General features: G+C 51.8%; 12 protein-coding genes. 10 read left to right on the forward strand and 2 right to left on the reverse strand.

Annotated elements, in window-relative coordinates; genetic code table 11:
- Positions 1–577: 577 nt before the first annotated feature.
- On the reverse strand, positions 578–1999 hold the full coding sequence (gene pyk, locus LKK83_RS20035; protein ID WP_324633079.1) for a pyruvate kinase: 1422 nt from the start codon (positions 1997–1999) through the stop codon (positions 578–580).
- A gap of 616 nt (positions 2000–2615) precedes the next feature.
- On the opposite strand from pyk, the gene LKK83_RS20040 reads away from it, so the two are divergent.
- The 5 genes from LKK83_RS20040 to LKK83_RS20060 all read left to right on the forward strand — a co-directional run bounded on the left by LKK83_RS20040 (position 2616) and on the right by LKK83_RS20060 (position 9891).
- A complete protein-coding gene (locus LKK83_RS20040; protein WP_324633080.1) occupies positions 2616–3950 on the forward strand; it encodes a diacylglycerol/polyprenol kinase family protein in 1335 nt (444 codons plus the stop codon).
- A 260-nt stretch (positions 3951–4210) separates the two neighbouring features.
- A complete protein-coding gene (locus LKK83_RS20045; RefSeq protein WP_324633082.1) occupies positions 4211–5236 on the forward strand; it encodes a GNAT family N-acetyltransferase in 1026 nt (341 codons plus the stop codon).
- Positions 5237–5553: 317 nt separating this feature from the next.
- On the forward strand, positions 5554–7155 hold the full coding sequence (locus LKK83_RS20050; RefSeq protein WP_324633083.1) for an AMP-binding protein: 1602 nt from the start codon (positions 5554–5556) through the stop codon (positions 7153–7155).
- 390 nt (positions 7156–7545) lie between these two features.
- The gene (gene tatC / locus LKK83_RS20055; RefSeq protein ID WP_324633084.1) at positions 7546–8355 is read left to right on the forward strand and encodes a twin-arginine translocase subunit TatC; all 810 of its coding nucleotides are present in this window, start codon (positions 7546–7548) and stop codon (positions 8353–8355) included.
- A gap of 396 nt (positions 8356–8751) precedes the next feature.
- Positions 8752–9891 carry a PAS domain-containing sensor histidine kinase gene (locus tag LKK83_RS20060; protein WP_324633085.1) on the forward strand — a complete coding sequence of 380 codons (1140 nt, stop codon included), beginning with the start codon at positions 8752–8754 and terminating at the stop codon, positions 9889–9891.
- Between the two features lie 116 nt (positions 9892–10007).
- On the opposite strand, the gene LKK83_RS20065 is transcribed toward LKK83_RS20060, so the two are convergent.
- Positions 10008–10325 carry a DUF3067 family protein gene (locus tag LKK83_RS20065; protein WP_324633086.1) on the reverse strand — a complete coding sequence of 106 codons (318 nt, stop codon included), beginning with the start codon at positions 10323–10325 and terminating at the stop codon, positions 10008–10010.
- Positions 10326–10595: 270 nt separating this feature from the next.
- Here LKK83_RS20065 and petC point away from each other — a divergent pair, with 270 nt between their 5' ends.
- The 5 genes from petC to LKK83_RS20090 all read left to right on the forward strand — a co-directional run bounded on the left by petC (position 10596) and on the right by LKK83_RS20090 (position 15086).
- The gene (gene petC, locus LKK83_RS20070) at positions 10596–11135 is read left to right on the forward strand and encodes a cytochrome b6-f complex iron-sulfur subunit (RefSeq protein WP_324633088.1); all 540 of its coding nucleotides are present in this window, start codon (positions 10596–10598) and stop codon (positions 11133–11135) included.
- 85 nt (positions 11136–11220) lie between these two features.
- A complete protein-coding gene (gene petA / locus LKK83_RS20075; RefSeq protein ID WP_324633090.1) occupies positions 11221–12210 on the forward strand; it encodes a cytochrome f in 990 nt (329 codons plus the stop codon).
- A gap of 169 nt (positions 12211–12379) precedes the next feature.
- Complete coding sequence (locus LKK83_RS20080) at positions 12380–13228, forward strand: alpha/beta fold hydrolase (RefSeq protein ID WP_324633113.1); 849 nt, start codon at positions 12380–12382, stop codon at positions 13226–13228.
- Between the two features lie 103 nt (positions 13229–13331).
- Positions 13332–13775 (forward strand): photosystem II protein PsbQ, encoded by a 444-nt coding sequence (gene psbQ, locus LKK83_RS20085; RefSeq protein ID WP_324633092.1) that lies wholly within the window; start codon positions 13332–13334, stop codon positions 13773–13775.
- 192 nt (positions 13776–13967) lie between these two features.
- Positions 13968–15086 (forward strand): NAD(P)/FAD-dependent oxidoreductase, encoded by a 1119-nt coding sequence (locus LKK83_RS20090; RefSeq protein ID WP_324633093.1) that lies wholly within the window; start codon positions 13968–13970, stop codon positions 15084–15086.
- Positions 15087–15231 lie beyond the last annotated feature (145 nt).

Consider the following 15231-nt stretch of genomic DNA (forward strand, 5'->3'; position numbering starts at 1 on the left):
TAGGCTGGTCAGGTGGTTAGAAGTACAAGCCCCTGGCTTTAGACATGGGGTTGGTTTCTACGGAGTCCCTGACGGGGGCGATCGCGCTGTTGCCGTGGAGCCTTTCCCCCTCTGGGCTATGGCATCGCTTACTCTAACGCGCTTCGTTTCCCCAACTGTGCCCTCAAATTGCCCAGTTTTGGTTCAAAGGGAGATGAGCTGGATTTGATAGTACCATTTTTCGCGGATGATAGAACAGTTGATGGAGGGGAGAGGGGAAAACAAGGCGACTCCGCCGGTGCAAGGGTTGGGCGATCGCAACCCTTGAGAATGAAACAGCCCCCTCATCACCCCGAGGGGCGAGTTCTCTGTGCCCCCCAGCATACCCTCATATGAACTCGCCCCCACCGGATCCTCCTAACGCCGACGAACAAAACCGCGTGCCCCATTGAGAATTCCTCGAGAACACGCGCCGTAATGGTCCGGTTAACGGCTTTGAAAAGCGGGGGATTGAAATACCGCCGTGACCCTGCAAGAGGCTGAGTGGCGTCGCTTTTTTGAGCCTGCTTTGCAATTCAATGGCATCGATTCTGTGGCGTTAAACCGCATAACTTTCCCCGATGCGATGCACTTTTATCAAGTTAGTCACCCCGGTAATCGGGAGGGGCAATCCCGCAACGATCGCCACCAAATCCCCCTTCGCGAGCAATCCATGTTCCACCACCGCCTGTTCCACAAGGGCGATCATTTCGTCGGTACTAGATACCTCTTCCAGTTGCAGGGATTGCAAACCCCAATAAAGACTCACCCGCCGCCGCACTAATTCATCGGTGGTGACGGCGATCGCCGGAATCGCTTGCCGATACTTAGAGAGCAATCGCGCGGTGAAGCCATGTTCGGTAAAGCAAATAATCGCCTTAGCTTTCAAATTCTCTGCTAATTGGCAAGCCGCATGAACCACGGAATTTCCGAGAACCTGTTCCTGCACTCCGTTAACATACTTTGTAGAAGCACTCAACTGCGCCTCTGCGGTTTCGGCAATCCGCGCCATCATTCTCACTGCTTCCACCGGATACTGTCCCACGGCGGTTTCCCCAGACAGCATCAGTACGTCGGTGCCATCGAGTATCGCATTGGCAATATCGGAAACCTCGGCGCGAGTCGGGCGCGGGTTGCGGATGATGGATTCGAGCATTTGCGTCGCCACGATCGCCGGTTTGAGGTGCGATCGGCAGGCTTGCAAAATCGACTTTTGAATCATTGGCACTTTTTCTAAAGGGATTTCTACCCCTAAATCTCCCCGCGCCACCATCACCGCATCGGCAGTGGCAATAATTCCATCCAGGTCATCGAGTGCCTCGTGACGCTCGATTTTGGCAATCACATGGGCATCCTTTTCTTTGCGCCCGATCGCCCCTTTCACTTCTTTGATATCCGATGCCTCTCTAACAAAAGAAAGCGCCACGTAATCCACATCATGCTCCAAGCCAAAGTCCAGATCGTCCATATCTTTTTGGGTCAGGGCTGGCGTAGAAATCGAGGAATGACGCAGGTTAATTCCTTTGTTGCTTTTCAACGGCCCGCCATCAATCACCGTGCCGTGAATTTCTTTGTCAAACACGCGATCGGCGAGAATCGAAATCAATCCATCATCGAGTAATATCGTGTCTCCTTCCTTCACGTCATTGGCCAATCTTTTATAAGTAGAACTAAATCGTTCCGCATTACCGATGACTTCCTGCATGGTAATCACCGTGGTTTGCCCCGGTTCGAGAACCACGCCGTCTTCCATTTCCCCAACGCGAATTTTTGGTCCTTGTAAATCCTGGAGAATCGCGATCGGTTTTTTCAATTTAGCAGATACTTCTCGCACTAGGCGAATGTTTTGCTCGTGACTTTCGTAGGTGCCGTGAGAAAAGTTCAAACGCGCCACATCCATGCCAGCCAGCGCCATTGCTTCGATAGTTTTGCGATCGCAACTAGCAGGACCGAGAGTGCAGATAATTTTTGTTTTACGCATGACCGTTAAATTGCTCTAAACGAACGACTTCAGATATTGACAAGCCAATCAGGATAACTCAGGCTAACGAATTTAATTTTAGCAAATCCTCGTTTATCCCATGAAACCCGATAACCTCAAAAATACTATTATAATTTTCTAGCGATTAAGTGAGTGTTCGCTGCGCTACATGAAGGGAAACGCGAGAAAGTTGTTTTCCCCAGGGGAAAGCCATGCCTTCCCCGCCTCTTTGTTGTTTCGGCGAATTTTTCCCTTTCAACTATCACCCATACCTCCAGAAACATAACCCGATTGCATCCAGTGTTTATTACACTAACCCAACGGGGCAAACAGGTTAAAAAAAATTTTTCTTCTGCCATAAGATTGCGTAAGGTTTTCGCTGAAAATACAACCCTTTGATAGACACCGCTCCCTAGACCCCCCATAGTTACCTCGACTAACCGTTTGCACAAGCGACGGTTCCCATCCGATCGCAGATCCCTGAGCTAAATTATCAAGATTTTTTGCAATTTCGAGACAATTGCTTCTAAATTTGTTATAACTCTAACCAATCAACCGACAAATCGATGGTTTGAGGCTCTAACCCCACTCATTTTCAAGTGTATAAACCATTACAATGATGACAAACCCTTGGATCGGCATCAGTGTGGTGCTCGCCATTCTCGGTACCGCGATCGCCGCTTTAACCGTATTTAAGCGCAAGGCAAATCCGCACCCGGAACTGTTGCGGAAACTGCTGCACGTGCAGATGGGATTGGTGACGATCGCCTTTCCCTGGATGTTTCGCGAATCTTGGCCGGTGTTTCTCCTTGCCGCGATCGCCATTGGTCTCATGTTGGCGCTCAAAACCATCAAATCCTTACAGCAAGTGGGCGAGGTGGTTCATCGCGTGGGGCGGCGATCCCTGGGAGAAATATACTTTCCCCTTTCGGTTGCGGTAGTGTTTTGGTTGGCCCAGGGTCACTGGATTCTGTACTGCATTCCCATCCTCGTCTTAACTTTAGCCGATGCCGTCGCCGCCGCGATCGGCTTGCGCTATGGCACCGTGCGCTATACAACCACCGACGGACAGAAAAGTGCCGAAGGTTCCATTGCCTTTTTTACCCTCGCCTTTCTCACAACTCACGTCCCCTTGCTGCTGCTGACGGACACCCCGCGCGCGCAAACCTTGCTGGTGAGCGCGATTCTGGGACTGCTGGTGATGCTCATGGAGGCGATCGCATGGCAGGGACTGGATAACCTCTTCATCCCCCTCGGCAGCTTTGTCGTGCTGAAAATGTATCTCCCTTTAACCGTTCCCGAACTCACCGCCCGGGCGATCGGTGTGGCGATTCTCGTCGCCTTCGTCCTCATCTGGCGCGATCGCACCACCCTCAACGACAGCGCCTTACTCGGCGTCGCCTTAGCCGGTTACGCCAGTTGCTTTCTCGTCAGCTTCCAGTGGATACTCCCACCCCTGATTCTATTTCTCAGTTACTCCCTCCTGTGTCCCTGGACGAAAGTCTATAACCAACGCCGTCACGATATCTACGCGGTGATGAGCATTTCCTTTACCGGCGCGTTATGGTTGCTGCTGGCCAGAATTTTCCACCAACCCCAACTTTTTTACCCCTATACTATCGCCTTTGCCGCCCATTTGGCGATTATCGATCTGGTTATCCCCAAGGAACATCCCCGGATGCCAAAGCGCAAATTTCTTACGTTTGCCCTCACCGCTATTCTCAAAAGCGGACTGCTGTTGTTCGTTCCCTATGCGATTCTCGAAGGCGCAATCCTGCCCCATCTTCCCCTTGCCTTCGCCGCGATCGCCCTTGCCGCATTTTCTCACTGTTGCGCCGAGTTCCTCCTGCGCCAATGCCCCCACCATCTGCCCCTGTGGGTGATTCGCGCCGCGATCGTTACCCTATGTTCGGCGATCGGGTTAATTCCCCTTTATCCGATTCCGGGGTAAGGAGGAAAACGAGAATTGAGAATTGAGAATTGAGAAAATACTTCTGAGTTTTGGGGCAATGATTCGCTTAACTTACAAATTAACCGCTTGTTTCTTGGATCGGCCTAGAAACGCCACTTTTGAGGCTCTGCTTCTTTGAAAAACTCTCCCCCATGCCCATTAAATGAGCAAACAGGTATGACCTCATCCCCAACTGCGCCAAGGTAACTGTCCGAAAATTGTCAATTTGCCATAAAATTAAAAGAAAACAGCCAGGAAACATGACCAGCGATCGCCTAATTTCAATTCCAATCACTCCCCAGGCGCAACTCATTGCGTCTTGGCAAGAACATGCCGCCCATCTCACCAGCTTATCCCCCGTCAGTGGGCAACAGTTGCAGCAAGAATCCCCCGATGCCCATTGGATGCTGGTGAGGGACGATCGCGAACTGGTTGCCCGATGTTCCCTGTGGTGGAACGCAACCCCACCCCTAGAAGACCATCGCGTGGGGGCGATCGGGCATTATGGCGCTGTGGATGCCCCTGCCGGCGAGCAATTATTGCACCACGCTTGCCAAGAACTGAGCGATCGCGGTTGTACCATCGCCATCGGACCGATGAATGGTAACACCTGGCGAAGCTACCGCTTGATTTGCGATCGCGGTAGCGAACCGATATTTTTCTTAGAACCCAACAACCCCGAGGATTGGCCGCGCCATTTTACCGCCCAGCAGTTTACACCAATAGCACAATATAGTTCTGCTGTCAATACCGATTTAAGCCAAAGTGACCCCCGCCTGGAGCGCGTGCGCGATCGCCTAGAAAAGTTGGGCATTCACATCCGAAACCTGGAAATAGAACACTTTGAAACCGAATTGCAGCGCATTTACACTATCGCCAGTGTCAGTTTTCGCCAGAACTTTCTTTACACCCCAATTTCCGCAGAAGAATTTATCGCCCAATATCAAAAAATACGTCCGTATTTGCGTCCCGAATTCATCCCGATCGCCACCCATCGCGACCAACCAATCGGATTTTTATTTGCCCTGCCCGACTGGCTCGAAGCCGAACGAGACCCAGCAATCCATACCATCATCATCAAAACCGTCGCCGTTTTGCCCGGACGCCAGTATGCAGGGTTGGGGAATTTATTCGTTGCTCAATGTCAAGAAACCGCTAAAGAAATGGGATATACCCGCGCTATCCATGCCTTAATGCACGATGCCAATCCTTCCCGAAATCTTAGCGATCGCTACGCTAAAACCATCCGCCGTTATGCCCTATTTGCCAAACCGCTCAACCCCTAACCCACTGTAAAATTTCATTCATTCCCACTCCCAAAGTGTCTCCACTCCCCTAGGCAAATCTCATTGCAGCGCGATATATTTCAGTAGACGCTCTTTTCCCCGATTCCCCACCGATACGCGAAAATTCCCGTTGAAGAATTTTGAATTAAAAATTTCAAAAATCTGCATAACCAACAACCAGTAACCAAGGACAAATGACCCACGACAAATGACCAATGACCAACGATAGCTAAGTGCAAACTATTTTGCCCACCGCGTTATCCAATTGGTGCCGAGCGCTCATCCTCTCATCCACCCGCTTATCCACCCTCAGAGATATGAACATTGCCGAAATTCTACACAAACAAGTTGAAGAGTGCCCAGATACTCCAGCGATTCTGGATCTCACCCGAGGCAAAACTGGCACCGTGAGTTTTGCCGAACTCGAACTTGCGGCACGTCGCACTCAGACACTGTTGCGACAAAAGGGAGTACAGCCCGGGGATTCCCTGCTTTTGTTTCAGCCCATGTCGGTGGAACTGTACGTGGCGCTGATCGCGATTTTTCGGTTAGGAGCGATCGCCACTTTCCTGGATCCTTCAGCGGGCAAAGCCCATCTGGCTCGCTGCTGCACCCTGCGTCCTCCAAAAGCCTTAATCGCTAGCTTCAAAGCCCATTTTTTGCGCCTCCGCGCGTGGCAATTACAACAAATTCCCCTCAAATTTGCGATCGGATTTCCCTTTCCCGGAGCTACCTCCTGGAATCGTGCGAAAAAACTGGAACCCGACCCCCAGATCGAACCTTGTACCCCAGAAACGCCGGCGCTGATTACCTTTACTTCTGGAAGTACCGGCGAACCAAAAGCCGCTCAACGCACCCACGGATTTTTAATCGCACAGTACCGTGCCCTATCGAATGCGATCGCCCTTACTCCGGGGGAAACAGATTTGACCACCTTGCCGATTTTCTTATTAGCCAATCTCGCCTCTGGCGTCACCAGCGTGATTCCCAACGCTGACTTAAAATATCCTGGAGCGATCGCCCCCAAACCGATTTTATCCCAAATCAAAACACATCAACCCACCCGCACCGCCGCCTCCCCCGCCTTATTGGCGCGCCTCGCCCAAGAGTGCATCAAACGCAAGCAAACCCTGACCAATTTTCAAAAAATCTACAGTGGCGGCGCACCAGTATTTCCCCCCCTACTCGATCGACTGCATCAAATCGCGCCCCAAGCGGAAATCATCGGCGTTTACGGCTCTACCGAAGCCGAACCCATCGCCCATATTTCCCGCTCGGAAATCCACTCGAAAGATTTGCAAACCATGCAACAAGGTGGCGGATTGCTCGTGGGAAAACCCGTGGAAGAAATCCAACTAAAAATTATCAAAAATCGATGGGGAGAAGCGATCGGTCCGTACAATCGAGAAGAATTTTCCCAGCTCTGTAACGGGGTGGGAGAACCGGGGGAAATTGTGGTCAGTGGCGAGCATGTTTTGCCGGGATATTTATATGGCGTCGGCGATGAAGAAACCAAATTTAAAGTAGAAGAACAACCCTGGCACCGCACGGGGGATGCAGGATATCTGGATGAGGAGGGACGGTTGTGGTTGCTCGGGCGCTGCAAAGCCTGCATTACAGATAAATATGGAACCCTCTATCCGTTTGCGGTGGAATGCGCCGCCAATTTCAATTCCGACGTGCAATGTATTGCTTTTCTCTATTATAACTATCAGCGAACCTTGGTCATCGAAATGGCTCCGAAGAAAAGGCGGAAATCCGGGGTTTCGGTCGATCGCAGTTTGGCTTCCCTACTCGATTCCCTAAAATGGGCCAATATCGAAACCATTCGCGTGGTGGAAAAAATTCCGCTGGATAAACGGCATAATGCTAAAATCGATTATCCCGCATTAGAAAAAGTATTAGCTGAAGCAGAATAAGTGAGCTGTCCCAACCGCATCGCCGGAGGGTGCGTCACCCCCGCATTACATTTGGCTGAGATTCCACGGCTGGAAGTGCAGGGGTGACGCACCCTACTGTTATTGCGATCGAACCACGGGCTAGAGTCTCATATAAAAAATTGCCACGGTGGAATTTCTCACAAAAACCAGGCGTTGTTCCGCTAGATCCGGAAAATCACTGCCGCTTGTCTCGAATTTGCCCGCCTTTTTTCTCACTTAAGACCACCGTTCTATGCGCCCTTGGGATTGCCTCGCGAGGTTCATCCCTGACCACCCAGAGGCGCGATCGCCCGCGATGGATCCCGAATTGTCCTCACCCCCTCCCTTGCCACTAAAATAAAATAAAGAACCCTTGACAACATTTGACCCATGACGCCAAGCCCAGACATGGATACTGTTACCCAGCAAGATCCACCGAAACTGTACGACCCCGCCGACTATCAAGACCCGGAAGCGAATGACGAACTCGACGAGTTTCCCGATGAAGTGGAAATGTCGCTGTTTGACCACCTCGAAGAACTGCGGATGCGGATTTTTTATTCCATCATTGCCGTATTCTTCGCGATCGTCGGGTGTTTCTTGTTTGTCAAACCGATCGTGCAACTGCTCGAAATTCCCGCCCAAGGAGCCAACTTTTTGCAACTGGCACCGGGGGAATATTTTTTTGTCACCGTGAAAGTGGCGGGTTACAGCGGTTTGCTGGTGGCGAGTCCGTTTGTCCTTTATCAGATTATCCAATTCGTCCTTCCCGGACTGTCGCGCCGAGAACGCCGGGTTATCGGGCCGATCGTCTTGGGATCGACCCTGCTATTCGGCGTCGGTCTTTTCTTTGCCTATATTGCCCTGATCCCGGCTGCCCTGAACTTCTTTATTAACTACGGTTCCGGGGTGGTAGACCAGATGTGGTCTATCGATCGCTATTTTGAGTTCGTACTGCTGTTGTTATTCAGCACGGGATTAGCATTCCAGATCCCGGTCATTCAAGCCCTGTTGGGTTTGCTGGGGATCGTGTCTTCCGGGCAAATGCTGGCCGGTTGGCGGGTGGTGGTACTCGGCGCGGCTATTTTGGGGGGCGTTTTGACCCCGAGTACCGATCCCCTTACCCAAAGTCTTTTGGCCAGTGCGGTGCTGAGTTTGTATTTTGGCGGAATCGGTTTCGTAAAACTGATGGGGCGCTGATTGCTCCTGACCCCACTCGAACTCTGCCGCGATCGCGTTTTCCTGGGGATCGGATACCCCAGGGCGATCGCATTTTTTGCGTTTGAATTGCCCGCTTAAGCCTTGGCCTTCCCCCAGAGTTTCCCCCTTGAAAGCATTCCTTTCAGTTTTATGTCAAACTTCGCGGTGTTTGTAGTCAGGACTACTGAGCTAAAGCACGGAGATTTTCTATATTAATACCGTTGTCGTGCCAAAGCCGGGATCGATCTGCAAGCACACCCCGGCGAGGGGCAAGTCCCTCCGTTTCGCTCGCGGTTCGATCCAGACGCCGAAAGGCATTGGGTTCACCTGCATCTGTATTTCCACCAAAATTATTTGTTAGACGGGTTCAAGCTTTCATCCCTTATGGAGACTATTGTGACCGAGTTACCAGAGAAGCAGTGGGACATCCCACACAGAGTCGCTTTCCAGTGTAGCCATGTTCTGAACCGAGCGGCTGTGGGTATTTTTCAAGCCATTCCCCATCGGGGTTATGTTAGAGTCAATCAAACCCTGGCGCGAATTTTGGGTTACAATTCCCCAGAACAATTGCAAGCCAGCGTCACTAACAAAGGCGAGCAATTGTATGTGGATCCGAGGCGCTATGCCGAGTTGATGAATTTGTTGCAAGAGCGTCACTGGATTAAACATTTTGAGTCGCGGGTTTATCGCCAAGATGGGGAAATCATTTGGATTCGCGAACACCTGCGCCTCATTTGCGATCGCGACGGTCGTCCCTTGGGCTATCAAGGCATTGTGGAACCGCTGAGCGCACCCCAACAGACTCGAGAACCGGATGGCGTTGGGGAAACAACCCAACTGCTGTCGATGGTTTCCCACGAATTGCGCGCCTCTTTAACGGTGATTTCCGCCACCAACGATTTGCTCAAGCTTCACAGTCAAAAAATGACCCCCGAGCAACGTCTGAAATATTTTGAAAAAATCGGGGAAACTGTGAAAACAACCACAGAATTGATTGATGGGTTTCTTTGCCTCGGTCGAGCGGAATCTGGCCGGGAAAACCGCAAATTGGTTCCGGTTTGTTTTGCCAGTTTATGTCAAGATGTGTGGCAAGATGTAGCGGGAATTTCCGGTAAAACCCACCATTTTGTGCGGACGACTACTACAGAAAACGCTCAATTAACCAGCGACCCGACTCTGCTGCGGCAAATTCTGGTCAATTTGTTGGGCAATGCGGTTAAATATTCCCCCTCGGGGAGTACGATTTCTTGTGATTGGAATACGGTGAAGGGACAGTTTGTCTTCCGGATTAAGGACCGAGGTATTGGCATTCCAGAAGCGGATTTAGAGAATTTGTTTAACCTGTTTCATCGGGCTACAAATGTGTCGAATGCCTCGGGCACTGGAGTGGGTTTGGCGATCGTGAAGCGGGCGGTGGATTTGCTTGGCGGTCAAATCTGGGTCGCCAGTGAAGTGGGCGTGGGCACTGTCTTTACGATCGCCATGCCTCAATGTGCCGCCACGGAAACCATCGAGGATTTGTCTAAAACCGCTTGAGCGATCGCTGTCCCTCCGCTTGCCAGGGGTCTTACTGGTTTACAATTTGCAATAAGCAACTCATTTGAGATTTGAAGATGCCACTGGTGGCAACTGGAAATTAACAACCTGTGATTTTAAAAATTTTCCAACATCCATTCCGAGGCGCGTTCGCCTAAATCCAGGGGAATGCTAACGGCTTTTCCCAGGCGGGGGCGTTCCCGGGTTTGTTGGATGTAGGTTTGCACGCGATCGGTGCCTCCCCAAGCGTGGAGATAAAGGGCCACATCCTCCAAATGGGCCAGATATTCTGCCTCAGAGAGGGGGAAAGAGGCTTGTTCGAGGTATTTCCACATAATTTGCACGAAAATCTTGCCTTGAGTGCGCCGCATTTGGATGTCGTAAGAGCGGCCCCACTTATCGAGCAATAGCTGACGTAACTGCTGTCCGGTCATAGAGCAATCTGTCGAATCTGAGAACGATAGTTTACATTTTGTTACAATTCGGGGGGTTCTCCACGGTAAAAATGCGATCGTGCGCGACAAAGAATGTAATAATTTGTTGAGAAAGGCTCGATTAAGAGTCATTCTCTAATGATGGTCGCTGCCGAGGGAGGTAGTGGCTGAAGCGATATAGACGCATTCATTAAACTCCCGTTGACCAATTTTAGCTCTTTCCTGAGAGTCTAGGACATAGAAGTTAACACAGAGGTCGCAAATTCACTCATGGCTCAAGCTTCCGGAACTCCTGACGTACCCGGCATGGGGCGTCGCCAATTTATGAACTTCTTGACGTTCGGTGCTGTAACCGGCACGGCACTGGGCGCACTTTATCCAGTGGTTAAATACTTCATTCCCCCATCTGCAGGGGGTGCCGGTGGTGGTATTACCGCCAAAGATGCCTTGGGCAATGATATTAGCGTCAGCGAGTTTTTAAGCAACCACAAACCTGGCGATCGCACCCTAGCCCAGGGACTAAAAGGCGACCCCACCTACCTGGTGGTTCAGCAAGACGAAACCCTAGCGGAGTACGGACTCAACGCCGTCTGTACCCACCTAGGGTGCGTCGTGCCCTGGAACGCCAGCGAGAACAAATTCATTTGTCCCTGTCACGGTTCCCAGTACAACAGCGAAGGCAAAGTGGTGCGCGGACCTGCGCCATTATCCCTGGCACTGGTGAATGCCAACGTGGAAGACGATAAAGTCCTGTTCACCCCCTGGAAGGAAACCGACTTCCGCACCGGCGAAAAGCCGTGGTGGACTTAAGGCATCGCAATCTGTGCCCCTCGGACATTCGATTCCATTTCACCTGTTGTTATTTGACCGTTTAGCTGACATCTTCCCATTTCAGATGAAACTAACTTCCTTGTCGCGCATTTGGCGGCACAGCAGACAAGCGATCGCCAAAGGCATCCTGTTAGCTGTGGCAACCCTCGCCCTGTTCCTGATTTCCGACATTGCTGCACCCCAGTCAGCGGCTGCGTATCCCTTCTGGGCACAGGAAACCGCCCCGGAAACCCCCCGTGAAGCCACGGGACGCATCGTCTGCGCCAACTGCCACTTAGCGGAAAAACCCACCGAAGTGGAAGTCCCGCAAGCGGTGTTACCCGACACGGTGTTTGAAGCCGTGGTGAAAATGCCTTACGACACCAACGTGCAGCAAGTGACCGGTAGTGGCGAAAAAGGGCCATTGAATGTGGGTGCCGTTTTAATGCTGCCCGAAGGCTTCCAAATCGCACCGCCGGATCGCATTCCTGAAGAAATGCAGGAAAAAGTCGGCGGATTGTACTTCCAGCCCTACAGCGAAGACCAGAAAAACGTGGTAATCGTCGGGCCGTTACCGGGCGAACAGTACCAAGAAATCGTTTTCCCCGTGCTCTCGCCCAACCCCGACACCGACAAAAACATCAAATACGGTAAATATGCCGTTCACGTCGGCGGAAACCGAGGACGCGGACAGGTTTACCCTGCCGGCAACAAGACCAATAATGCCGTCTATAACGCCTCTGAAGCGGGAACCATTACTCAAATTACCAAACCCGAAAGTGGGGGTTATGAAGTCACCATCGAAATGGCTGATGGTGAAACCGTAGTGGATACCATTCCCGCCGGACCGGAATTGATCGTGTCGGAAGGTGAAGAAGTGAGTGCCGGTCAAGCCCTAACCGATAATCCCAACGTCGGCGGTTTCGGTCAAGTGGATACCGAAATCGTCCTGCAAAGTTCGGCGCGGATTAAAGGATTGCTCGCCTTCTTCGCGATCGTTACCCTGTCTCAAATTATGCTCGTCTTGAAGAAGAAACAGGTCGAGAAAGTTCAAGCCGCCGAAATGAACTTCTAAGTTCTCAATCGATTGGCTACATATCTTTGGGGGCACTGCCCCCCTTTTTTTTAAGCATTCCTGTAGGGTGGGCAATTCCTTGCCCACCCTACTGCTACAGGAATGCTGAAAAGACGGGCAGGGGAAATGCGGTAAGCTCAAAACGTTGACTATGGTAGTGACAAAAATCGTGGGCATTGAAGAGAAACGAATTGAAGTCGGGGGGCTGGAGTGGTACTATCTGGAAGCCAAGCCGGAGTCAGAAACTGACAAAGCGCCGGTGGTGCTGTTGCATGGGATACCGGCGGTGAGTTTTTGCTGGACCGAGGTGATGCCAGACCTGGCTCAACAAGGATTTCGGGCGATCGCCCCAGATTGGATTGGCTGTGGGTTGTCCGCGAAACCGAATAAAAGCGACTTTGCCTATACGCCGGATGCATTTGTGGAAGCCCTCGATGGGTTTTTGACCAGCTTGAATCTCGATCGCTTTCATCTGGTGGTGCAAGGCTTTTTGGGATCCGTGGGATTGCAATTCGCCCTGCGTCATCCGGAGAAAGTGGTGCGTCTGGCGATTCTCAACGCCCCCGTGACCCCGAAGGCGAAGTTACCCTGGAAAATTCAGCAACTCGGTTTGCCCTTAGTGGGAGACATGATGACCCAAGACCCCCTATTAGTCGATCGCACCCTGGAAACCGGTAGCGGGTACACCATCTCCGAGCAAGATTTAGATATGTACCGCCGCCCGTTTTTGAAAAGTTCCGCCGCAGGGCGATCGCTGTTGACCATCGTTCGCAACCTGCAACTGAAATCGGCAATGGGGGAAATTGCCAGCGGATTTCCGGAGTGGAGCCAACCCACCCTGGTGTTGTGGGGGACTCGCGACCCTTGGCTGCCCATCGACGACGCCAAGGCTTTCGCGCAAATTCTAGAGGATGGGGAATTTATCGCCATCGAAGAGGCGGGTCACTATCCACAAGAACATTGGTCCGAACCAGTCATCGAGGCGCTTGTCCCGTTTCTGCGGCGCATGGCGGTGTAAATCAGGGTTGGGGTTGCGCTGAAAGCCGAATTAATGAACAATGAACCCAATCTTGATATATTTTTGTTGAATGAATCAGTTAGTGAAAGGAAAAAACCACGTTATGGGACGTTTTCGGTCAATTCTTGCTTCTATTCTGGCATTGGTGATGGTGTTTGTGGTGAGCTGCGCTCCCCAACAAGCGGCCAAACCCCCGGTTTATTCGCCCAGTCAGCTCGAGATTATTGCAGAATATAAAGGAGACCTGCTCAGTCTGCGCGATCGCATGAGCGAACTGGAACAGTTAATCGTGGATCGCAAATGGGTTGATGTGGAAACCTTTATCCACGGTCCGCTTGGCGATTTGCGCCGGGATATGAGCTATGTCACCCGCAATCTCGACGATCGAGAACAAAAAACCGCCCGTCGCAAATCCCAAGCGCTGTTTAGCGATTTAGAGGCGATCGATGCGGCGGCGGCTGAAGCTGACTACAGCGAAGCTGTGGAAAAATATGGGGAAGCGATCGTCGATTTTGATGCGTTCTTGGATTTAATTCCGAGTGCTTAATCCTCGAATCTAAATATTTTCCCGGGAATAACCCCTGTGGGGGCGGGCTTAGCGCGCGATCGCCCGCTTCGCGCCCGCCCTGAATTTTTCTCGGAAAACCCCAGGCGATTGCTTGGGGTTGGGGAGAAGCGGCGGTTATGAGTTTGGCTTCCCCCCTGGTTTATCCGATGACTTTTATTGGGGGACAAAACAATGACTCGCGTTGTAATTGTTGGATGCGGTGTGGTTGGTGCCGCGATCGCTTACGAATTGAGTTTGATTCCCAACCTGAATATTACGGTGGTCGATCGCCAAGAACCGGCGCAAGAATGTACCGCCGCCGCATTGGGGGTGATGATGGGCATCATCAGTCACAAAGTGAAAGGGAGGGGCTGGCGGTTACGCGAAACCAGTCTGCGGCGCTACGAAACTTTGATTCCGGAGTTAGAAGCGATCGCTGAGGGTCATATTCCCTACAACCGACATGGCATTCTCAAGCTCTGCTTTCCCGGTGAAGATATGGCTAAATGGGAACAATTGGCTGCCACTCGTCGCGATCGCGGCTGGCAATTGGAGATTTTACCGCCTTATGAGGCGCGAATGGCCTATCCCCAGCTTGCGGATTTAGACATGGTGGCGGCGGTGTATTCGCCCCAAGACCGCCAAGTGGATCCGGTGGCCTTGACCCGCGCTTTGGTCGCCGCCGCCGAACGCAATGGGGTTTCGTTTCAGTTTGGCGTCGCGGTGGAGGATGCGAATTATACTGAAAAAAGTGAGACACAAAGTATCTGCGATCGCGTAGAAACCAGCAACGGCAGTTTAGAACTCGATTGGCTCGTGGTGGCCGCCGGACTGGGTTCTACTCCCCTCACCGCACATCTCGAACGCCCGGTAGACATTCGCCCGGTTATCGGACAAGCCTTGCAGCTTCAGATGGATAATCCCATCGGCGATGCCACAGAGCAACCGGTGATTACGGGAAATGACGTACATATTGTACCCTGCATTGGCGGTTCGGAGGCGATTACGGACTATTGGGTGGGGGCAACGGTGGAATTCCCGGAACCGGGTAGGGATATCGCAGGGGATCCGGCATTGTTAGAAGAACTCCGCACCCAAGCATTGCAATTTTGTCGCGCATTAGCGCAGGCCAAAACGGTCCGCACCTGGTCGGGATTGCGTCCGCGTCCGGAAGGGCAACCCGCCCCGATTATCGGCCCGTTAGCTGGATTTGAAAATGTTTTGTTGGCCACTGGGCATTATCGCAATGGGGTGTTGTTGGCACCGGCAACCGCTTTAGAGATTCGCGATCGCATCGCCGCCAGTGAATAAAACGCCCCTGCATCGCCTAAAGGATCTCGGGACAACGAACGATTCCGCGTCCCTCAACACTCCAGGGTCTATCGGTAATTTCCCGGAGGTTTTTAAATGTGATTTCCGCAAAATCACGGTTGACAATTTTCTCCTATTTGTTAAC

Source organism: Phormidium sp. CCY1219 (assembly GCF_035615515.1).
Taxonomy (GTDB): Bacteria; Cyanobacteriota; Cyanobacteriia; order Cyanobacteriales; family Laspinemataceae; genus CCY1219.